A 21,077-nucleotide genomic window follows, 5' to 3' on the forward strand; every position below is an offset into this window, starting at 1 on the left:
TCAAGAATACTAATGCACAGGATTTTCTGTTTCTATTGCTCCGCATTCCACACAAAGCCTTCAAAAAATTAACAGCATACTAAATCCGCAATTTTAGTTTACACACCCACAATTCTTCGTTATCATAATCCCAGTTGTTTATGTATTTTTAATGAAAAAGGAGATCCATATGTCTTCCAAACACCCTACCTCAATAAATAAAAGATTCCGAACAGAAATTGAGGGGCTGCGTGCTGTTGCTGCCCTTTTAGTAGCTGTTTATCATATATGGCTTGGAAATGTCTCAGGTGGAGTGGATGTTTTTTTTGTTGTGTCTGGTTTCTTGATTACTACTTCATTATTAGGGAGAATCCAACGGGATGAATCAATTGATTTATTCGACTATATATTAGGTCTGGCGAAACGTCTGTTTCCAGCAGCCTTTTTCGTCTTGTTAGTAGTAACTATTGTAAGTATGGTTTGGCTTCCGCAGGTGCAATGGTCACAAACTGTTCAGGAAATTATTGCATCAGCTCTTTACTATCAAAACTGGCAACTTGCCTTTAACTCAATTGATTATCTTGCTCAAAATAACGAGGCTAGTCCAGTTCAGCACTTCTGGGCTATGTCTATTCAAGGGCAATTTTATATAATTTGGCCAACTGTTGTTTTTGGTTTAGCATTACTTCTACACAAAATAATAAAAGTAAAATTCCGCAATACTCTAGTATCAGTTCTTTTTACTGTTTTTGCAGTATCTTTGTGTTACTCGATTTACCTGACTAACACAAATCAAGCATATGCTTATTTCCACACCTTTACCCGTGTTTGGGAGTTTGCTCTTGGTGGTATAGTTGCGGTCCTAGGGTCACAGGTGGTACTAAAAAAACCAATCAGTTTCTTCATTGGTTGGTTGGGACTATTTGCAATTATTCTTTGTGGTATCGTTCTACAAGTGTCCACTGTTTTCCCAGGATATGCGGCATTGTGGCCAACCGGTGCTGCAATTTTCATCATACTTGCAGGAAACACAGGCGGTTCATATGGTGTACACAGATTCCTGAGTATTAAACCGCTCATAAAACTGGGTTCCCTTTCGTATGCCTTATACTTATGGCACTGGCCAATTCTTATTTTTTACTTCATTCTTTCAGGAAAAGATACGGTTTCGTTGACGCATGGTCTTTTAATTCTTGCGTTTAGTATTGCCATGTCATATGTAACAACCAACTTAATAGAAAAACCAATCCGATCCATGAACAAGAAAAGTCCGAAATGGAAGAGAAGTTCGGTAGTTTTAGCTTGTATGATACCCACTATCCTTTTGGCAACCACTTGGTCTAATCAAATTGATAAAGTTAATGCAGAACTTGCAAGTCTTATATTGGATGCAGACTACCCTGGTGCCTTAGCGACGTATCAGCTTCAAGAAACAAAAGAAGATATTGATTTTCTACCATCTCCACTGCAAGCGAAAGAGGATTTACCAAAAGTGTACATTGATAATTGCCACCAAGGAATTTCAGGATCTGAGTTGATTAGTTGCGAATATGGAGTAATTAATAACCCCGAATACACGATTGCGATTGTCGGAGGTTCTCACTCCGCTCAATGGCTCCCGGCACTGGAACAAATAGCGGAAGAAGAAAGTATTAAAATCATTAATTATACGAAAAGCTCTTGTCGATTTACTGCTGAAGATGTGAGTGCAAGTACGAATGAGTCATGTGTCCAATGGAATAAAGAATTAATGACTACACTCATTGATACAAAACCAGACCTAGTCTTCACCACTGCTGATGTAGGAGTACTGCCAAAAGTTCCAAATGGCTTTGTTGAACAATGGGAAAAGCTAAAAAACGCAAACATCCCAGTATTTGCCATTAGAGATAATGCTTGGTTTGATATTGATGTGCCTTCGTGTGTAGAAGAAAATGGTTCGGATTCTTTGGAGTGCTCTCTTGAAAGAAATACAGCACTACCAACTGAAAGTCCTTTTAGTAAATTAAATTATGTTCCTGAAAACGTTCATTATGCAGATTTCACCGATTATCTGTGTGAAAAAGACTACTGTAAACCAGTAAGAGGAAATGTACTAATATATAGGGACAAGCACCACATAACGGCAACATATGTTAAAACAATGGCACCACTAATAAAAAAAGAAGTTATGGAGGCATTGAATAAATAAGGCGGGAATTAGTTTAAAAAACGGGACGAAAGGTATAAAAGAAAGACAGGAATTCACAAATGGAGGTGCTTCCTATGCTTTCAAAACTTTTAATAGAGTGGCATATACTAAGAAAGAACTAAATACCATGAGCTCCTAATCGATGACTGTAGAGACGAAACAATAAAGCAAAATTTGATTTATAAACGGAATTATCACCAAAAAAAAGTAATGGAATACCAATAATGTGCTGGTATTTCAGAAGTTATTAAAATAATGGAGGTCCTTGTGTGTAATCAAGATTCTTGGTCACAAGGGCCTTCGTCATATTCCAACATTATTTAAGCTACTCAAAAAAGAATCAAAATCCTATAAATTGTAAAAGTCGCGAATAACTCTAAAACTCAGCAAATAAATCACTAAAGTTTCAAATAAACCCAAATCTCCCCATAAAACCCCCATGAACAAGCCATCAAAACATCTCCACCCCCACAAAATCCCACCTCTTTCCAAAAACATATATCGACAATTCGAAATTTGTACTATAATAAAAGGTAGAAAAGTATGCACGTACAACAAAATTTGAGGTGACCATATTAATGTTGCGAGGATTTTACACAGCGACCGCGGGGATGATCTCCCAGCAGCGTCGCATGGAAATGCTGTCGAATAATCTGTCCAATGCCAATACGCCAGGCTATAAAGCCGATCAGTCATCCTTACGAGCGTTCCCAGAGCTGCTCATGAAAAGAATGGAACAAGCTAATATTCCAACAACTAAGCCGATTAACTTTGCACAACAGCAAACTATCGGCCCTTTAAATACAGGTGTTTACTTGCAAGAAACAGCACCGAAACATGTGCAAGGGGACATGCGTCCAACAGGCAATGACACCGATATAGCCATTCTAAATCAACAGCTACCAGAAGGCTCCTCTATCTTCTTTACGGTGGAAAATCAGGATGGTACTCCTAGATACACAAGAAACGGAAACTTTACACTTGATCAGCAAGGCTATCTGACGACAAACAGTGGCCAATATGTACTAGATGAAAATAATAACCGCATTCAAATTCAGTCCCGCCAATTTGATATGCAACAAGACGGCACCATCCTAGAGAATGGCATCGTGAATAGTCGCATCGGCATTGCCTTTGCACCAAATGCATACGACCTCATAAGGGATGGCAACGGCCTTTATCGTTTGGAAAATAATGAAGCATTGCCACAAGCTGCCGGGAACCCTGGAACGGTATTTCAAGTTCTGCAAGGTCACATTGAACGCTCCAACGTGGACACGGCTCAAACGATGACTGACATGACTTCGGCGTTCCGAGCGTTTGAAGCGAATCAAAAAGTGATCCAAGCATACGACACGACGATGCAAAAAGCCGCCAATGAAATCGGACGAATAAATTAAACTCGAAAGGAGGACCTATGAACATGAGTAGAATTATGCTAAACGCAACAAACACGATGAATCAGCTTCAAAAGCAGCTGGACCTAATCGGACATAACATAGCCAATGTCGATACAGTTGGTTACAAAAACAGAAATGCAACCTTTCAGGAGCTGCTTACCCAACAGAACAATAACCAAGCATTAAACCAATACGAAACAGTGCGAAACACGCCACTTGGAATCCGACTTTCCACTGGAGCTGCACTTAGTCAGACAAAGCTTAACCTCTCCCAAGGTGCGATGAGAACGACTGATAGAATGCTCGACTTTGCGCTTACACAAGAGGATCAATTTTTTACGGTTCAAGTGACAGAAAATGGGCAAACTAGTACCCAATTTACGCGAAATGGTGTCTTTTATTTGTCGTCAATTAATAACAATGAAGTGATGCTGGTAACAGCCGAAGGACACCCGGTACTTGATAGCAACGAAGCTCCGGTCATCCTTCCGGAAAATATAAAAGAAATTCAGTTGCAGCCAGGTGGAGTCATCACTGCTGAACTGACGAACGGACAAGCCCTTGCACGTGAACTCGGTCTAGCCCAAGTCATTCGTCCGCAAATGCTTGAGTCCAGACCAGGATCCCTGTTTGCTCTTCCAGCTGCAAATATCGCTAACCCACAGGATGTGTTGACGTTGATGCAAGGTGGTGCACGTGGTGATATCGGCATGAGACAAGGCGTATTAGAGCAATCCAATGTCGATCTCGCGACAGAGCTAACAGAAATGACGCTCATGCAACGGTCCTATTCATTTAACGCCCGCTCTGTTCAATTCGCCGATCAGATGATGGGCCTTGTGAACGGATTGAAGGTATAATATAGAATTTGGAAAGAGGAGGTTGCGCATTCACATGGGAGAAAAGGAAGAACAAAAGAGCTTAACAAGAGAAGAATTGCGCAAAGCTCAGAAAAAGCAAGCAAAAGAAGAAAACACAGAAGAGGTAGTGGAGCAAAGTCGCCCAGAAAGAATCAGATGGCGTATCCGCTTAATCCCTATATGGTTGCGTCTAATCATTATCCTTGCCGTGATGGCAATTGCTTTGATAGCTGGATCCATGTTTGGATATGCAGTCCTTGGTGGAGGAGAACCAATGGACGTATTTAAAAAAGAAACTTGGCAGCATATATTAGATCTTGTAAACAAAGAATAACAGGAAGCCAACATTCCTCCCTAAGAGGAAAATGGCTTCCTTTCTTATTTCTACCTGTGTAAATCCTTTCTATTTCATTTTACTTCCTATATAATTACAAGTAACTATTAGTAGGAGGTACTAAATATATGTATGATATTAATCAAATCAAAGAAATCATCCCACATAGATATCCATTTTTGTTAGTGGACAAAATTGTAGAAGTAGAAGAGGGCCAGCGTGCAGTTGGGATTAAAAACGTGACGGCTAATGAAGAGTTCTTTAATGGACACTTCCCGGATTTTCCGGTAATGCCAGGTGTACTAGTTGTGGAAGCACTTGCCCAGGTTGGCGCATTTGCAATGCTAAAAAAAGAAGAAAACAAAGGGCGTCTTGCTTTTTTTGCTGGAATTGATAACTGCCGTTTTAAAAGACAAGTAGTTCCTGGGGACCAGATTCGACTTGAAGTAGAAATGACGCGAGTACGCGGCAGCATGGGAAAAGGCAAGGGTACAGCGACGGTTGACGGAGAGCTTGTTTGTGAACTGGAAATGATGTTCGCTTTAGGACCAAAGAAGTAATTTAAAAAAATTGCAGTTTTCATGCAAACTTTCTTAAAAATTGGGGAATATAAAAAGGGACCAAGCATAATGAGCTAATAAGGTCTAGAATTTCCATTTTGAAAGGAGAAGGTTTTCATGAACAGCAAATGGTTATTGAAACTTACTGGTACTGCTTTAACGGCGGTGTTAATTACAGGATGTGCAGCAAACGATCAGGACGTTCCTCCACCAGAAGAGAACCCACCAATGGAACAACCTACAAATCCTGACGTGGAAGATGATATGAACGATATCGAAGAAGATGAGAATCAAATGGAAGATGATGTAAATGATATGGAAGAGGATACTGAAGACCAGCAATAATCCTTTTCTAATACGAGGGGCAGTTTATAACTGCCTCTTTTATTATGCTCTTTTTCCTCTTTTTCCCCTCGCGACTGCAGATCCCTTCTATCCTATCCACCTATCACATAATCCATATGTTAGTTATTTTTGTCACTTTGTTCATAATTTGTAGAACTTTTCAACTAAATGTCATACATATTAATGACAAACCTATTATCTCTAAGCATCTTTTGATAAAATATTATATGTAAATTCGAAATAGTGTAACTATCGACAATATTCTTCAATAATTCGACAAAAAGCGATTTAATTGTAAAATATTACACCAGTTTTGACATGCTTTTAAACTTTTCCCCTCTTTTATTACAAGGAAATTACATTTATTATATAGATAAATGTTAGATTTTGACCTATAATAGTTCAGTATGGAAAAAAAAGAAGAAAAAAGAAAAATATATAGACATTACCAGTAATGCCTAAAACTACCCGGAGGTCAAAATGGAAGAAACAATCAGTCTCAAGGAACTTTTTCACACAATACGGAAACGACTTTGGCTCATTGTCCTAATCACTGCCATCTTCACTACATTAAGCGGACTAGTGAGCTACTTTTTAATAACACCAATCTATCAATCTCAAGCACAATTATTAGTAAACCAAGAAAAAGCAGACCAAACGTCATATAACACTGGTGATATTCAAGCAAATATCCAGTTGATCAATACATATAACGTTATTATTAAAAGTCGAACAATCTTAGATATAGTCAGTTCAGAATTAAACAATACTCATACAAGCTCACAATTAACCAACATGATAACAGTGGGAAGTGTGCAAAATTCGCAAGTATTAACCATAACAGTGGAAAATCCTGATCCTGTTATGGCCGCGAACATCGCCAATACAACTGCTTTGGTTTTCCAAGAACAAGTCGTAAATATTATGAATGTCGATAATGTAAACATCTTAACACCAGCACAGGTTGGCGAGAATCCATCGCCCATTAAACCGCAGCCTGTTTTGAATATGGCTATTGCCTTTGTTGTAGGGATGATGGTAGGAGTCGGTTTAGCTTTCCTACTAGAGTTTTTGGACAACACCGTCAAAACAGAGCAAGATATTGAAAAACTACTTGGCCTGCCTGTCATTGGAACGATTACATTAATAGAAGAAAAAGACATACAAGAGGCACAAAAAATTGCTAGAAAAGTAGCAAGAACGAGGGGTGAGACAGTTGGTTCTTAAAAAAATCAAAAATCGAAAATCGGCTGCTACGACTAGCAGGCATTTAATATCCGATAAATTGCCGAAGTCTCCTATCTCTGAGCAATATCGAACTATCAGAACAAATATTCAATTTTCTGCAGTGGACCGCAATCTGCGCTCTATCATGGTAACTTCTTCTGGTCCATCTGAAGGGAAATCTACTACAGCTAGTAATATGGCAGTAGTGTTTGCCCAACAAGGGAAGAAAGTCCTGTTCATTGATGCCGACATGCGTAAACCAACAGCTCATTATACCTTTCAACAAAGTAATGTAACAGGCTTAACGACAGTGTTAACAAAGCAATCTACTTTAACAGAAAGCATTAATCCAACTAGGATTGATAATTTAGATATTTTAACAAGTGGACCCATTCCACCCAACCCTGCAGAATTACTTAGTTCAAAAGCGATGCAAGAAATGCTGGAAGCTGCTTATTTGCAGTATGATATGGTAATCTTTGATACTCCTCCAGTACTTGCGGTAACGGATGCGCAATTACTTGCCAACAAATGTGACGGAACGCTAATGGTTGTGGCAAGCGGTTCTACCGAAAAAGAAAGCGCCCAAAAAGCGAAGGAGTTACTTGACGCAGCACAGGCGAAGATCCTTGGTGTGGTATTGAACGGAAAAAAACGACAAGACGGTGCACTTTACTATTATTATGGAGGGAAATAGCCTTGTTGGCTGTTCCTCTTCTTTTTGTACTAAAAAAGGACTATAAGACTATGAAAGTAACAAAATAAGGGAAAAGGAGGTATATCATTGACGTATAAAAAAAGGCTTTCGCTTTTAATAATTGTCGATTCATTAATTGTCATATCATCTATTTATGTTAGTTTTTGGCTGTTAAATCCTAGCACTAGCATTTTTAGCTCCAAAACATTACTACTAAGCTCCTTATCTCTTATTATATGGCATCATTTATTCGCATACACATATAAGCTCTATCATAAGGCCTGGGAATATGCGAGCGTAGGAGAAATCATAACGATTCTGAAAGCTGTGACTTATTCCGTTGCGGTAACAGGATTTGTGCAGCTATTAGCAGTTGGGCATATCTATATTAGAGCACTTTTAATCACCTGGATGTTACATATGATCCTCATAGGTGGCTCCCGCTTTTCATGGAGGGTATATCGAGATATTTATTTCAAACCGAGATCTAATAAGAAGCGGACCTTAATTATCGGAGCCGGAGCTGCTGGAAGTATGGTTGCTCGTCAGCTTCTACAAAACAAAGAAGCGGAACTCTTTCCTGTAGCTTTTGTTGACGATGATGAGAAAAAGCATAAGTTGCAAGTTTATGACATTCCTGTAATGGGGAGTGTTGCTGATATAGAAAAAACGGTAGAAAAAATGAAAATAGACAATATTATCATTGCTATTCCCTCTCTTGGTAAAAAAGAAATAAATACGATTTATCAAGAATGTGTGAAAACCGATGCAAAGACTAAAATTATTCCAATGCTGGAAGATTTAATGTCTGGAAAAGTTTCTGTAAATGAAGTCAGGGACGTAGAAGTGGAAGATCTATTAGGAAGAGACCCTGTAAAGCTGGATATGAATAGCATTTCAGAGTCGATAACAGGAAAAACGGTACTTGTCACAGGTGCAGGTGGTTCTATTGGTTCAGAAATTTGTCGTCAAATAGCTAATTTTACCCCAAAAGAACTTATCCTTCTTGGTCATGGAGAAAATAGTATCTATTCCATTGAACTAGAGTTGAAAGCAGATTTTGCCGACCAGATTATCATTCATACCGAAATTGCAGATATCCAAGATCGTGACAAAATATTCCTAATTATGGAGAAATATATGCCGCATGTTGTTTACCATGCAGCCGCACACAAACATGTACCTTTAATGGAACGGAATCCAGAAGAAGCGGTGAAAAACAACATCTTCGGTACCAAAAATGTAGCAGATGCAGCAGACACTTTTAGTGTAGGAACCTTTGTACTTGTATCCTCTGATAAAGCGGTGAATCCTACCAATGTTATGGGAGCAACGAAGAGATTTGCGGAAATGGTGATTCAAGAGTTAGCTCAATTAAGCAAGACGAAATTCGTTGCGGTCCGTTTTGGAAACGTTTTGGGAAGTAGAGGGAGTGTCATCCCGTTATTTAAAAAGCAAATACAAGCTGGTGGTCCAGTCACGGTCACACACCCTGATATGACAAGATATTTTATGACGATTCCGGAAGCTTCTCGCTTAGTGATCCAAGCTGGAACTTTAGCTAGAGGGGGAGAGATATTCGTTTTGGATATGGGAGAGCCAGTAAAGATTGTTGACTTGGCGAAAAATCTTATTACACTTTCAGGCTATACCATTGAAGAAATAGGTATTAAATTCTCAGGTATTAGGCCTGGAGAGAAAATGTATGAAGAGTTACTCAATGAAAATGAGATTCATAAAGCAGATATATTCCCGAAGATACATATAGGGAAGGCTACAGTAAAAGAAAGAGAGATATTGAATATTTTTTTATTGAATTTTAAAAATATGAATGAATTAGATTTAAGAAAATATCTTCTTGAAGTAGCAAATAATAACGAGCCAGAAATCAAGGAATTATTTAAAAAAAGAATAAATGTTTAATTTATTTGAATGAAAAATAAATATTATATGATTATCTAGAAATTATTCTCATTAATATAGAGGGATGAAAAATTAGATGGGTAAATTAACTAATAAAAAAAGAATTTATCTTTCTTCACCACACATGAGTGAAGAAGGTTATGAAATGCAATATGTAAAAAATGCGTTTGATACAAATTGGATTGCACCACTAGGTGAAAATGTAAATAGTTTTGAATGTGAACTAGCCAGTAGAGTAGGCTCAAAAGCTGCAGCAGCACTATCTTCAGGGACAGCAGCTATCCATTTAGCTTTAATAGCTGCTGGAGTAGAAAAAGGAGATGTAGTGTTTTGTCCAACATTAACCTTTTCAGCAACAGCAAACCCTATAATATATCAAAATGCAACACCAGTTTTTATTGATAGTAACTTTGAAACTTGGAATATGTGTCCTCAATCTTTGGAATTGGCATTTGAAAAATATCCTGAGGTTAAAGCTGTAATTATAGTACACCTTTACGGTCTTTCTGCTGACATGGATAAAATAATGGGAATCTGTAAGAAACATAATGTTGTAGTTATAGAGGATGCTGCTGAATCTCTAGGAGGCTATTATAAAGGGCAGCATACTGGTACATTTGGTGATTATGGCATTTTTTCTTTCAATGGTAATAAGATTATTACAACCTCTGGAGGAGGTATGCTAGTTTCAAATAATGGGGATATGGTTGAGAAAGTGCGTTTCTGGGCAACTCAGTCAAGAGATCCAGCGAGACATTATCAGCACAGCGAACTAGGGTATAATTACCGGATGAGTAATGTAGTTGCCGGTATAGGCAGAGGACAGTTGAAAATACTTGGAGAAAGAATAGAAAAAAAGAAACACATATTCGAATATTATAAGAGTGAATTTAATGAATTAGCAGGTGTTGAATTCATGCCTGTTAATAAATGGGATTCACCAAACTATTGGTTAAGCGCAATTACTCTAAATGGGAAAGTTAAACCTTTGGATGTTATGGAAGCCCTAGAAAAAGAAAATATTGAATCAAGACCAGTTTGGAAACCTATGCATATGCAACCTTTCTTTCAAGAATATGACTTTGTGGGTACTGATATATCAGAAAAAATATTTGAAAGAGGCATTTGTCTTCCATCCGATACAAAAATGAATGAACAGGATTTAAAAAGAGTTTCAAATGTAATTAAAGGGTTGTGGATGAATTGACAGAAAAAGGTAAAAATAATGCAAGGATGTACTATAGATATTTTAAGAGACCTTTGGATATAGTACTAGCTTTAATTGCGGTTATTATATTGACGCCTGTATTCATAATAGTTTATTTACTTGTGAAATGTAAATTAGGAAGTCCAGTCATATTTAAACAAAAACGACCGGGTTTAAACGAGAAAGTATTTGTAATGTATAAATTCAGAACGATGACGAATGCAGTCGATAAAGATGGGGTACTCATTCCAGATGAAGAGAGGCTTACAAGGTTTGGTTGTTTCCTAAGGTCAACTTCTCTCGATGAACTTCCTGAACTTTTTAATATTCTTAAAGGAGATATGTCTTTAGTAGGACCAAGACCATTACTTGTTCAGTACCTTCCGCTGTATAACCAACACCAGAGAAGACGCCATGATGTAAGGCCAGGTTTATCGGGATTAGCTCAGGTGAGTGGTAGGAACTCAATAAGTTGGGAAGAGAAGTTCAATTTAGATGTGGTTTATGTAGAAAGTGTTAATTTTATTGGCGATTGTGAAATAATTTTTAGGACAATTAAGAAAGTTTTTGTGCGAGAAGGGATAAACTCTGTATCATCAACTACAATGGAGCAATTTCAAGGTAGTGATAAGGAATGAATAACTAAATGAATAAGAACTTATTAATAATTGGCGCAAGTGGTCATGGGAAAGTAGTTGCAGATATAGCGCTAAAAATAGGGAAATGGGACAGTATTTCTTTTTTAGATGACAATAAAAATAAAAAAATATCAATGGGGTTAAATGTAATAGGGAATACAACCAGGTTTGTGGACTACATTAAAGAATACGACATTTTTGTAGGAATAGGCAATAATAAAATTAGAAGAGAAATATATAATACGCTTAAACAAATTGGTGCTAGTATCCCAACTTTAATACATCCAAACTCAGTCATAGGAAGCGATGTGAAGGTTGGAGAAGGTACAGTTATTATGGCGGGGGTAATAATAAATTGCTGTACTACTATTGGAAAGGGTTGCATTATTAATACAGGTTCTACATTAGATCATGATAATGAGTTAGAGAACTTTGTCCATTTATCTCCTGGGGTACACCTAGCCGGTTCAGTGAAAATAGGAAGTGATTCATGGTTAGGAGTTGGAAGTGTAGTGAAAAATAATATAGAAATAGTCGAAAATACAACGCTAGGAGCTGGAGCAGTTGTTGTAAAGGATATTAATGAGGCTGGAGTTTATATTGGAATACCAGCTAGGAGAGTAAAATAATGAAAAAAAAAATTTGGATTTTTAATCATTATGCAACAAAAATGTTTGATGAAAAAGCGGGAAGGCACTTTTGGTTTGCAGAGTACTTAAAGAAAAAAGGGTATGAACCAATAATATTTTGCGCCTCTACTATTCATAATTCTCATAAAAGAATAAGAATTGAGAGTAATTATAAAATTGAAGAAAAAAATGGGATACCATTTGTCATAATAAAAACACCAGATTATAAGGGAAATGGTAAACAGAGAATAATAAATATGCTTTCTTTTTACAAGAATATTATCCCTATTTCTAAAGAATATGCTAGGTTAAATGGAAAGCCTGATTTAATCTTAGCTTCAAGTGTTCACCCGCTTACTTTGGTAGCTGGGATAAAGTTATCAAAAGAATTTAAAGTGTCTTGCATTAGTGAAGTAAGGGATTTATGGCCAGAAACTTTAGTAGCGTACGGATCAATTAGTCCTAATAGTTTAATCGCTAAATTTCTATATATGGGTGAAAAATGGATATATAAAAATTCAGACAAGATTATATTTACAATGCCAGGGGGCATTGATTATATAAAAGGTAAATCATGGGATTTGGAAAGTGGTGGCCCGATAAATTTGAAAAAGGTCAAGTATATAAATAACGGAGTTGACCTAGAATCATTTAATTTTTTAAAAGAACACAATAAAATTGATGATGAAGATATTAAGAATCAGAATATATTTAAAGTAATATATACTGGTTCAATTAGCAAAGCAAACAATGTAAAAAAACTTGTAGACATTGCAAAATATTTAAGTGATAAGAATGAAAATCATGTAAAAATCTTAATATTTGGCGAGGGGTTACAAAAGAAAGTATTAGAAGAGTATTGTTTGAAAAACAACTTACAAAATATAGTTTTTAAAGGGCATGTGGATAAGAAATATATACCTTTCATTTTAAGTAAATCCAATCTAAACATATTTCACTTTGAGCAAAATAGTTTAAAAAAATATGGTGCAAGTTTAAATAAAATGTTTGAGTACTTTGCAAGTCGTAAACCAGTATTGTCTGATTGTGAATTTGGTTATGACTTAATAAAAAAACATAATTGCGGAACTGTTATTGATAATGGGACCGTAGAACAATTAGCAACGGAGGTTTTAAGAATATCAAAATTATCTCAAATTGAGTATGAAAGTTATTGTGATAATGCCTATAATCTAGCGAAATCTTATGATTTTAAGCTTCTTACTGATAAACTCGAAGGTTTATTTGAATACAAAAATATTTAATAGTGGTAAGTTAGGGGATGAAAAATGAATTTTTTTGTACATGAAAGTAGTTATATAGATAATGGAGTAGAAATTGGTGAAGGTACAAAGATATGGCATTTCAGCCATATCCTTTCGGGGACTACAATAGGTAAAGCTTGTACATTTGGTCAAAATGTAAGTGTTTCAAGCAATGTGAAAATTGGAAATGGTGTAAAAATCCAGAATAATGTTTCGGTTTACGAAGGAGTAGAGTTAGAGGACTATGTATTTTGTGGTCCTTCAATGGTATTCACAAATGATTTAACTCCAAGAAGCAAATATCCAAAAGGTAAGGCAGCATATAAAAAAACACTTGTGAAATATGGAGCTTCTATTGGAGCAAATGCAACAATTGTTTGCGGTAACATCATAGGAAAGTGGGCCATGATTGCTTCTGGTGCAGTTGTTACTAAAGATGTTCCAGATTACGCACTTATGGCAGGAATACCAGCAAAACAAATAGGATGGGTTTGTGTATGCGGATTACCTATGAAGAAGCACCTAACGTGTGATGAATGTGGAAATTCCTACGAAGAACATAATGGAAGGATAAATAAAATTAGGAGAGATACTAATGGAATTTAGAGATTTAAAGATTCAATACGAAAATAATAAAGTAGAAATTAATCATGCAATACAAGAGGTTTTAAATCACGCGAATTTTATCGGAGGCAAGCAGATTACAGAACTAGAAAAAGAACTGGCAGACTATGTTGGTGTTAAACATTGTATTACTTGTGCTAATGGTACTGACGCCTTATCACTAGTTCTAATGGCATGGGATATTAAAGAAGGGGATGCGGTTTTTGTTCCTAATTTCACATTTTTTGCAACAGGAGAAGTAGTATCTTTCAATGGAGCAACTCCTGTCTTTGTCGATGTAGATGAGAATACATTTAATATTTGTCCCGAAAGTTTAAAGTTAACTATAGAAAGAATAGTAAAAGAAGGTAAACTTAACCCAAAAGTTATTATACCTGTTGATTTATTCGGATTACCTGCAGACTATGAAGAGATTGAAAAGGTAGCACAAAAGTTTAATTTATTAGTTTTAGAAGATGGTGCACAAGGTTTTGGTGGTAGCATAAATGGAAAGATGGCTTGTAGTTTTGGAAATGCTGCAACTACGTCTTTTTTTCCTGCGAAACCACTGGGTTGCTATGGGGATGGAGGAGCCATCTTTACTAATGATGATAGTTTAGCAGAATTAATTAATTCAATTAAGGTACACGGTAAAGGGACAAGTAAATATGACAATGTACGAATCGGTGTTAACTCTAGACTAGATACGATACAAGCTGCAATACTTCAGGTGAAATTAAAGGTATTTAGAGAACAAGAATTAGATGCTGTTAATAGTGTATTCCACTCATATAATAATAAATTACAAAGTATAGTATCCACTCCTATTATTCCTAATGGATATTATTCAAGTTTTGCACAATATACTATTAAATTAGAATCAAAAGCAATAAGAAATGAATTGCAAACAAGATTATTGGAACACAATATTCCTTGTATGGTTTACTATGCTAAGCCTATGCATCAACAGAAGGCTTTTTCTTCAAGCTCTTTTATTGATAGCGATTTCTATGTAACAAACTTACTTTGTGATACTGTACTTTCTTTACCAATGCACCCTTATTTAAAAGAAGAAGAAATAGTAGAAATTTGCACAATTATCAAAAAATTTATGTTAGAAAGAAAGAAGTGAAGATAAAATGAATTTTGCAATTGTGGGGTGTGGATTTATCGCAAAAAAGCATGCTCTAGCGATAAGTCAAATTGAAGGAGCAAAGCTTGTATCTGTTTGTGATAAAGTATCTACTGCAATGGAATACTATATATTAGAATATGGTGCTTATGCATATACAAATATTGAAGATATGCTTCAGAATGAAGTAATAGATGTTGTTTGTATTTGTACTCCAAGTGGATTTCATGCTTCTTTGGCAGTACAACTTGCAAATGCGAAAAAACATATAATTGTAGAGAAGCCTATTGCTATGAATTTAGATGATACTGAGAGAATAATAGAGGCTTGTAAAGATAATAATGTAAAACTGACAGTAGTACATCCAAACCGATATAGACCAGTAGTTAAATTGCTCAAAAATATCTTAGATGAGGATTTATTAGGAAAAATAAGTCATGCAAATGCTACAGTTAATTGGAATAGAAACCAAGAATATTACGATCAAGCACAATGGCGAGGAACAAAAGAGTATGATGGTGGGGTTCTTATGAATCAAGCGATTCATAATTTAGATTTGTTACTGTGGTTTTTAGGAAGACCTGATCAAGTTTTCAGTTATGAGGCAACTCGTTTAAGAAATATTGAAGCAGAAGATGTTTCAATTGGGGTTATAAAATTTGAATCAGGAGTATTAAGTACGGTAGAAGCATCTTCAACTGTATACCCTAAGAATTTTGAAGAGTCCATAACAATCTTTGGTGAAAAAGGAACAATAAAAATAGGAGGTCCCAATGCTCTATATTTAGAGCACCTTGAAATTGAAGGGAAATCCCAAAGTGAAATAGAATTGCTAAAAGAATCGATTAGGAAAGATCCTTGGGGTACACCAGGTCATCAATTGTTAATTGAAGATATGATTTATGCGATTAAGAACAATAGGCTACCTTCAGTAACAGGTGAAGAAGGGAAAATGGTACTTAAACTAGTTTTAGATTTTTATAAATCTGCAATGACAAATCAACCAATTCAATTTATAAAGGAGAAAGAATATGTTGTCAACTAAGTTAAGAGGCACAAACCTCTCAAAAGATCTTATTGAAAAATTAAATAATAGAACTGCTGTTATAGGTGTAGTTGGATTAGGTTACGTTGGACTACCGTTGGCAGTTGAAAAATCTAAAGCAGGATATAATGTAATAGGGTTTGATGTACAAGAGTCTAGAGTTAATGAAGTAAATAGCGGTATAAATTATATTGGAGACGTAGTTGACCAAGAGTTGCAAGAATTAGTAGTTAATAAAAAGTTAAAAGCAACTACTGATTATTCGTTAATTAGTGAAGTCGACGCGGTCGCTATATGTGTACCTACACCACTAGATATATACAAACAACCAAATACTTCATATGTAGAAAGCTCAGCTAATGATATAGCTAAATACTTACATGAAGGTATGCTAGTAGTTTTGGAGAGTACTACATATCCAGGTACAACTGAGGAATTACTTAAACCGATTTTAGAGAAAAGTGGTTTAAAATGTGGAGAGGATTTCTTTTTAGCATATTCACCTGAGCGCGTGGACCCAGGAAATAAAGAGTTTAAGACGAAAAACACACCTAAAGTTGTAGGTGGATTAACAAAAGAATGTACACAAGTTGCAGCAACCATGTATAGAAACGTGTTAGAAAGTGATATACATGAAGTATCTAGTCCAGCAGTAGCAGAAATGGAAAAAATATTAGAGAATACATTCCGTAATATAAATATAGGACTGGCAAATGAAATGGCAGTTTTATGTAACAAAATGGGGATAGATGTGTGGGAAGTAATTGATGCTGCTGCAACAAAGCCTTATGGGTTTATGCCCTTTTACCCTGGACCAGGATTAGGGGGACATTGTATACCTATTGACCCTTGGTATTTAACTTGGAAAGCAAGAGAATATAACTATCATACTAAGTTAATAGAAATTGCAGGTGAAATTAATAATGATATGCCTGAATATGTAGTAAAAAGAATATCTGAAATATTGAACAACAAAACTATTCCATTAAATGGGGCAAACATAGTGGTGTTAGGAGTGGCTTACAAAAAGGACATTGATGATTATAGAGAATCCCCAGTATTACCAATTCTAGAATTACTAGATGATGCAGGCGCAAGTTGTGTTGTAGTAGATACTTTTGTAAAAGAATATAAGTTTAAAGGTGAAAAAAGATCTCCTGAAAAAAATATTACAGATTCATTATTGGAAAGTGCAGATCTAGTGTTAGTTGCAACAAATCATAGTAATTTCAATTACAGTGAAATCCTATCCAAATCCAAGGTGATTTTTGATACAAGGAATAGCTTCTTAGGTATTGAAGGGGATAAGAGAAACTATTACAAATTGTAATTGAAAAGTAGGACTTGTATGAAGAAATCGGGGAGCACCTATAACAAAAACATATTAAAGTTATTAACAGGAACGACATTGGCACAAGCTATACCAATAGCTATTTCGCCCATATTAACAAGGCTATATACTCCGGAAGACTTTGGAGTATTAGCTTTGTTTATAGCGATTACAACTGTAGTTGGAACAATTGCTAACCTTAGGTACGAATTAGCAATTGTATTGCCTAAAAAAGAAGAAAATGCAGTAAATCTAGTTGCTTTATCGATTTTAATTTCGTCAGTTATAAGCCTTTTATTCATGTTATTAATTATAATTTGTTATGAAGATATAATTTATTTAATTGGAAATGATGAAATTGGAAATTGGCTATATACAATTCCTATTGCTATATTTTTCATAGGGATTTTTAATGCTTTAAATTATTACAATACAAGATTAGAAAATTTCGGATTAATAGCAAAAGTTAAGGTATTAAAAACATTAAGCTTGTCCATATTCCAAATGTTATTTGGATACTTAAAATTTGGGTTTGGTGGATTAATAGGCGGCCAATTAATTTCTCATATTTTTTCAAATGGAAAACTCGCATTGTCGTTATTTAAAAATAAGGTATTGATACAAAAGATTAATATTAAGCAGATGATTAAATTGGCCGTTAGATATAAGCGCTTTCCTTTAATAACAATGTGGGCTTCATTTGCAAATACATTATCTCAACATTCTATAACATTTTTCTTATCATTGATTTACTCCACAAGCCTACTCGGTCAATATTCTTTAATTCAAAGAATATTAGGTTTGCCTACTTCTTTGATCGGAAGATCAATCGGACAAGTATTTTTGCAGAAAGCAACAAGTGAAAAAAATATACGTGGAAATGCAAAAAAAATATATGTTTCAACATTAATGAAATTATTGGTAATATCATTACCGATATTTACAATAATGTTCTTCGTTATTGAAGACTTAATTAGATTTGTTTTCGGAGAAGAATGGGGAATAGCAGGTGTATATGCAAAATATTTACTGCCATTATTCTTCCTAAGGTTCTTAGCTACTCCACTGTCCTTAATTAACATTATTTTCGAGAGACAAAAAATAGATTTAATATGGCAAAGTTCTTTACTAATTTCAACAGTATTAATTTTCATCTTTTGTTGGTTATATAAACTTAATATATACACCTTTTTCACTGTTTACAGTGTTATAATAAGTTTTAATTATTTTATAATATTAATAGTCACTTACCAAGTTTCAAAAAATAAAACCAAAAAATGATTAATAAATTTATAAAAGTTTAATATTTTCCTTTTTATGATTAAAGAGGACAATAAAAATGGTTTTTTTGAGAATTAGCTACACCAATTTATTTACCATTCCTAAAAAAATTAGTCTTTGATTTAAATATATGTTTTTTATATAAAAGGATTTGATAATTTATGAAAAAAGTAGCATCGATTGTATTAAATGACTTTAAGAATGATGCAAGAGTATTAAAAGAAGCAATAACATTACAGAAAAATGATTATTTTGTGATGGTAATTGCATTACATTCGGACAAATTATTAATCAATGATGAAGTAAGTGGTATCAAAGTTTATAGAATTAAATTAATGACCAAAAAATTACCTAAACTTTTATTTGTACAAGTGTTTAAATACATTGAATTTTTTCTAAAGAGTGCAAGGTTTTGCAAAAAGATGGATATTATTCATTGTAATGATTTAGCTCCACTACCAATTGCAGTATTTACTAAAATATTTTTAAACAAAAATATAAAAATTGTGTATGATGCCCACGAATACCAAACTGAACGCAATGGGTTAAGAGGCATAAGAAAAGTTTTCTCTGAAATTACTGAAAAAATACTAATAAAAATTCCAGATCAAATAATTACAGTCAGCGAAGGAATTGCTCAAGAATATAAAGATAAATATAATATAAAAAAGCCAGCTATTATCTACAATTGCCCATTTTATGTTAACGATATAAAAAGTAATATATTTCGAGAAAAGTTCGGAATTGCAAAAGATAAAACAATATTTCTATATCAGGGAGGTTTGTATAAAGGAAGAGGATTGGAAATTACTTTGTCAACTTTTTCAAAAATTAGTAAGCACAATGTACTGGTGGTTATTGGATTTGGCCAATTAGAGCACTTGGTTAAACAGTATGCTGATAAATATGAAAATGTTTTTTTTCATGAGGCAGTTTCAACAATTGAGTTATTGAGTTATACTGCATCTGCTGATATAGGGTTGTGTTTAATAGAGAACACCTCACTTAGTTATTATTATAGTATGCCTAACAAATATTTCGAATATTCGATGGTAGGTCTCCCACTAATTGTGAATAATCTTTATGAACTTGAAAAAATAACTCAAAAATATAATAATGGCTGGATTATTGATTTAACTGAAGAATCTTTGAGTAAAACAATAGAACATATAGGAAGTCAAAATATAAGTGAAATTAATGTTAAAAGTCTGAATGCAAAAAAGTTAGCAAGTGACTACAATTGGGAAAATCAAGAAAGAAATTTATTAAAGCTTTATAATGAGTTGTATTAAATTAAGGAGGAAAAATGGATATACTTCATATATGTTCAGGTTATCCCGATACGAATCTATATAAATGTATGTTGGAAGAAATAGATAAGAAAAAAGTAAACCAAATTATGTATGTTCCCTATAAATCTGAGTTTATTCAAAATAAGAGACTATTATCTAACCCTAGTAATACAAAATTCATATTCTCTAACCCATATAATAAGCTGGATAGGATTTTATATTTCACTAAAATTGATAAGATATTTTCAGATATTAAGATAAATATTGAGCTTGGTAATATAAAAATGGTTCATGCACATTTTCTTTTTTCAAATGGTTCTATAGCATATAAATTAAAAAAAACTGCTGGAATTGATTATGTAGTAGCAGTAAGAAATACTGATATTAATTATTTTTTTAAATATGCAATTCACTTAAGGAGTTTTGGTTTAAAGATATTAAGAGAGGCGAAATATATCATCTTTCTATCCCCCGCTTACAGAAATTTTATGTTAGACAACTATATTCCTCTTAGTATTCAAGATGAAATAATTAAAAAATCATTAGTTATTCCAAATGGGATTGATGATTTTTGGCAACAAAATAAAAATAAACACAGAAGTTCCTTATGCGAAATGTCAAGGGTTAAGCTAATATTCATTGGAGAATTAAACAAAAATAAAAATGTACACTCAACTATTAAAGCATTAAAAATACTAGTCGATCAAGGGTTAAATGTTCAATTTGACATTATAGGTAAAGGAGATAACTTCGAAAACTTAGAAAGCCTAATAAAAGAATTAAATTTACAAGATCACGTTAATTTTCATGGTTATATAAATGACAAAAGACAGCTATTAAGGTTATTGAGGAGCGCTCACATATTTGTCATGCCTTCATTCAGAGAGACATTTGGTTTAGTTTATATTGAAGCAATGTCACAGGGGCTACCAATAATATATACTAAAGGGCAAGGGGTAGACGGTTATTTCTCAATAGGGCAAGTTGGATTTCCGGTTAATCCTAATAACATTCGAGATATATCAAAAAATATATTAAAAATCATTCATGACTATAATAATTTATCACAAAACGCATTACTTAAATCTACAGAGTTTGAATGGAATAAAATAGTAGAAGATTATATTAATATTTATAAC

20 protein-coding genes are annotated in these 21,077 nt (G+C 34.4%); all 20 read left to right on the forward strand.

The window, feature by feature from the left end:
* Nucleotides 1–169 precede the first annotated feature (169 nt).
* Nucleotides 170–2,170 (forward strand): acyltransferase family protein, encoded by a 2,001-nt coding sequence (locus LRP81_RS04775; RefSeq protein ID WP_230500103.1) that lies wholly within the window; start codon nucleotides 170–172, stop codon nucleotides 2,168–2,170.
* 578 nt (nucleotides 2,171–2,748) lie between these two features.
* Nucleotides 2,749–3,570 carry a flagellar hook-basal body protein gene (locus LRP81_RS04780; protein ID WP_230500104.1) on the forward strand — a complete coding sequence of 274 codons (822 nt, stop codon included), beginning with the start codon at nucleotides 2,749–2,751 and terminating at the stop codon, nucleotides 3,568–3,570.
* 23 nt (nucleotides 3,571–3,593) lie between these two features.
* Nucleotides 3,594–4,430, forward strand: coding sequence for a flagellar hook-basal body protein (locus tag LRP81_RS04785; RefSeq protein ID WP_230500105.1), 837 nt, complete (start codon nucleotides 3,594–3,596; stop codon nucleotides 4,428–4,430).
* A 34-nt stretch (nucleotides 4,431–4,464) separates the two neighbouring features.
* Nucleotides 4,465–4,764: a DNA-directed RNA polymerase subunit beta gene (locus LRP81_RS04790; RefSeq protein WP_230500106.1), complete on the forward strand. Its 300-nt coding sequence runs from the start codon at nucleotides 4,465–4,467 to the stop codon at nucleotides 4,762–4,764.
* A gap of 128 nt (nucleotides 4,765–4,892) precedes the next feature.
* The gene (fabZ, locus tag LRP81_RS04795; protein ID WP_230500107.1) at nucleotides 4,893–5,324 is read left to right on the forward strand and encodes a 3-hydroxyacyl-ACP dehydratase FabZ; all 432 of its coding nucleotides are present in this window, start codon (nucleotides 4,893–4,895) and stop codon (nucleotides 5,322–5,324) included.
* A gap of 117 nt (nucleotides 5,325–5,441) precedes the next feature.
* Complete coding sequence (locus LRP81_RS04800) at nucleotides 5,442–5,669, forward strand: hypothetical protein (RefSeq protein ID WP_230500108.1); 228 nt, start codon at nucleotides 5,442–5,444, stop codon at nucleotides 5,667–5,669.
* 480 nt (nucleotides 5,670–6,149) lie between these two features.
* The gene (locus LRP81_RS04805) at nucleotides 6,150–6,896 is read left to right on the forward strand and encodes a YveK family protein (protein ID WP_230500109.1); all 747 of its coding nucleotides are present in this window, start codon (nucleotides 6,150–6,152) and stop codon (nucleotides 6,894–6,896) included.
* Complete coding sequence (locus tag LRP81_RS04810) at nucleotides 6,886–7,593, forward strand: CpsD/CapB family tyrosine-protein kinase (protein ID WP_317987032.1); 708 nt, start codon at nucleotides 6,886–6,888, stop codon at nucleotides 7,591–7,593. Before LRP81_RS04805 ends, LRP81_RS04810 begins: the two co-directional genes overlap by 11 nt.
* Nucleotides 7,594–7,680: 87 nt before the next feature.
* A complete protein-coding gene (locus LRP81_RS04815; RefSeq protein ID WP_230500110.1) occupies nucleotides 7,681–9,516 on the forward strand; it encodes a polysaccharide biosynthesis protein in 1,836 nt (611 codons plus the stop codon).
* 76 nt (nucleotides 9,517–9,592) lie between these two features.
* Nucleotides 9,593–10,723 carry a DegT/DnrJ/EryC1/StrS family aminotransferase gene (locus LRP81_RS04820; RefSeq protein ID WP_230500111.1) on the forward strand — a complete coding sequence of 377 codons (1,131 nt, stop codon included), beginning with the start codon at nucleotides 9,593–9,595 and terminating at the stop codon, nucleotides 10,721–10,723.
* 26 nt (nucleotides 10,724–10,749) lie between these two features.
* Entirely contained in the window at nucleotides 10,750–11,361 is a 612-nt protein-coding gene (locus tag LRP81_RS04825; RefSeq protein WP_230500138.1) for a sugar transferase, read from the forward strand.
* A gap of 8 nt (nucleotides 11,362–11,369) precedes the next feature.
* Nucleotides 11,370–11,990, forward strand: coding sequence for an acetyltransferase (locus LRP81_RS04830; RefSeq protein ID WP_230500112.1), 621 nt, complete (start codon nucleotides 11,370–11,372; stop codon nucleotides 11,988–11,990).
* Nucleotides 11,990–13,255 carry a glycosyltransferase family 4 protein gene (locus tag LRP81_RS04835; protein ID WP_230500113.1) on the forward strand — a complete coding sequence of 422 codons (1,266 nt, stop codon included), beginning with the start codon at nucleotides 11,990–11,992 and terminating at the stop codon, nucleotides 13,253–13,255. The genes LRP81_RS04830 and LRP81_RS04835 overlap by 1 nt, the downstream gene beginning before the upstream one ends.
* A 24-nt stretch (nucleotides 13,256–13,279) precedes the next feature.
* Nucleotides 13,280–13,861: an N-acetyltransferase gene (locus LRP81_RS04840; RefSeq protein ID WP_230500114.1), complete on the forward strand. Its 582-nt coding sequence runs from the start codon at nucleotides 13,280–13,282 to the stop codon at nucleotides 13,859–13,861.
* On the forward strand, nucleotides 13,851–14,990 hold the full coding sequence (locus LRP81_RS04845; protein WP_230500115.1) for a DegT/DnrJ/EryC1/StrS family aminotransferase: 1,140 nt from the start codon (nucleotides 13,851–13,853) through the stop codon (nucleotides 14,988–14,990). The genes LRP81_RS04840 and LRP81_RS04845 overlap by 11 nt, the downstream gene beginning before the upstream one ends.
* Before the next feature lie 7 nt (nucleotides 14,991–14,997).
* Complete coding sequence (locus tag LRP81_RS04850; RefSeq protein WP_230500116.1) at nucleotides 14,998–16,035, forward strand: Gfo/Idh/MocA family protein; 1,038 nt, start codon at nucleotides 14,998–15,000, stop codon at nucleotides 16,033–16,035.
* The gene (locus LRP81_RS04855; RefSeq protein WP_230500117.1) at nucleotides 16,022–17,365 is read left to right on the forward strand and encodes a nucleotide sugar dehydrogenase; all 1,344 of its coding nucleotides are present in this window, start codon (nucleotides 16,022–16,024) and stop codon (nucleotides 17,363–17,365) included. The genes LRP81_RS04850 and LRP81_RS04855 overlap by 14 nt, the downstream gene beginning before the upstream one ends.
* Nucleotides 17,366–17,383: 18 nt before the next feature.
* The gene (locus LRP81_RS04860) at nucleotides 17,384–18,646 is read left to right on the forward strand and encodes a lipopolysaccharide biosynthesis protein (RefSeq protein ID WP_230500118.1); all 1,263 of its coding nucleotides are present in this window, start codon (nucleotides 17,384–17,386) and stop codon (nucleotides 18,644–18,646) included.
* Between the two features lie 161 nt (nucleotides 18,647–18,807).
* Nucleotides 18,808–19,938 carry a glycosyltransferase gene (locus LRP81_RS04865; RefSeq protein ID WP_230500119.1) on the forward strand — a complete coding sequence of 377 codons (1,131 nt, stop codon included), beginning with the start codon at nucleotides 18,808–18,810 and terminating at the stop codon, nucleotides 19,936–19,938.
* Nucleotides 19,939–19,952: 14 nt separating this feature from the next.
* Nucleotides 19,953–21,077: glycosyltransferase family 4 protein (locus tag LRP81_RS04870; RefSeq protein ID WP_230500120.1), on the forward strand; the 1,125-nt coding region annotated here is incomplete at its 3' end.

Origin of the sequence: Sutcliffiella rhizosphaerae (genome assembly GCF_917563925.1) — a bacterium.
Classification (GTDB): Bacteria; Bacillota; Bacilli; order Bacillales; family Bacillaceae_I; genus Sutcliffiella_A; species Sutcliffiella_A rhizosphaerae.

What these genes read in the sequence shown, in the direction of transcription:
- LRP81_RS04845 (WP_230500115.1), top strand. Translation starts at nt 13,851, where the DNA reads ATGGAATTTAGAGATTTAAAGATTCAATACGAAAATAATAAAGTAGAA.
- LRP81_RS04840 (WP_230500114.1), top strand. Translation starts at nt 13,280, where the DNA reads ATGAATTTTTTTGTACATGAAAGTAGTTATATAGATAATGGAGTAGAA.
- LRP81_RS04820 (WP_230500111.1), top strand. Translation starts at nt 9,593, where the DNA reads ATGGGTAAATTAACTAATAAAAAAAGAATTTATCTTTCTTCACCACAC.
- LRP81_RS04855 (WP_230500117.1), top strand. Translation starts at nt 16,022, where the DNA reads ATGTTGTCAACTAAGTTAAGAGGCACAAACCTCTCAAAAGATCTTATT.
- LRP81_RS04825 (WP_230500138.1), top strand. Translation starts at nt 10,750, where the DNA reads ATGTACTATAGATATTTTAAGAGACCTTTGGATATAGTACTAGCTTTA.
- LRP81_RS04850 (WP_230500116.1), top strand. Translation starts at nt 14,998, where the DNA reads ATGAATTTTGCAATTGTGGGGTGTGGATTTATCGCAAAAAAGCATGCT.
- LRP81_RS04860 (WP_230500118.1), top strand. Translation starts at nt 17,384, where the DNA reads ATGAAGAAATCGGGGAGCACCTATAACAAAAACATATTAAAGTTATTA.
- LRP81_RS04830 (WP_230500112.1), top strand. Translation starts at nt 11,370, where the DNA reads ATGAATAAGAACTTATTAATAATTGGCGCAAGTGGTCATGGGAAAGTA.
- LRP81_RS04780 (WP_230500104.1), top strand. Translation starts at nt 2,749, where the DNA reads ATGTTGCGAGGATTTTACACAGCGACCGCGGGGATGATCTCCCAGCAG.
- LRP81_RS04785 (WP_230500105.1), top strand. Translation starts at nt 3,594, where the DNA reads ATGAGTAGAATTATGCTAAACGCAACAAACACGATGAATCAGCTTCAA.
- LRP81_RS04790 (WP_230500106.1), top strand. Translation starts at nt 4,465, where the DNA reads ATGGGAGAAAAGGAAGAACAAAAGAGCTTAACAAGAGAAGAATTGCGC.
- LRP81_RS04805 (WP_230500109.1), top strand. Translation starts at nt 6,150, where the DNA reads ATGGAAGAAACAATCAGTCTCAAGGAACTTTTTCACACAATACGGAAA.
- LRP81_RS04800 (WP_230500108.1), top strand. Translation starts at nt 5,442, where the DNA reads ATGAACAGCAAATGGTTATTGAAACTTACTGGTACTGCTTTAACGGCG.
- LRP81_RS04865 (WP_230500119.1), top strand. Translation starts at nt 18,808, where the DNA reads ATGAAAAAAGTAGCATCGATTGTATTAAATGACTTTAAGAATGATGCA.
- LRP81_RS04775 (WP_230500103.1), top strand. Translation starts at nt 170, where the DNA reads ATGTCTTCCAAACACCCTACCTCAATAAATAAAAGATTCCGAACAGAA.
- fabZ (WP_230500107.1), top strand. Translation starts at nt 4,893, where the DNA reads ATGTATGATATTAATCAAATCAAAGAAATCATCCCACATAGATATCCA.
- LRP81_RS04835 (WP_230500113.1), top strand. Translation starts at nt 11,990, where the DNA reads ATGAAAAAAAAAATTTGGATTTTTAATCATTATGCAACAAAAATGTTT.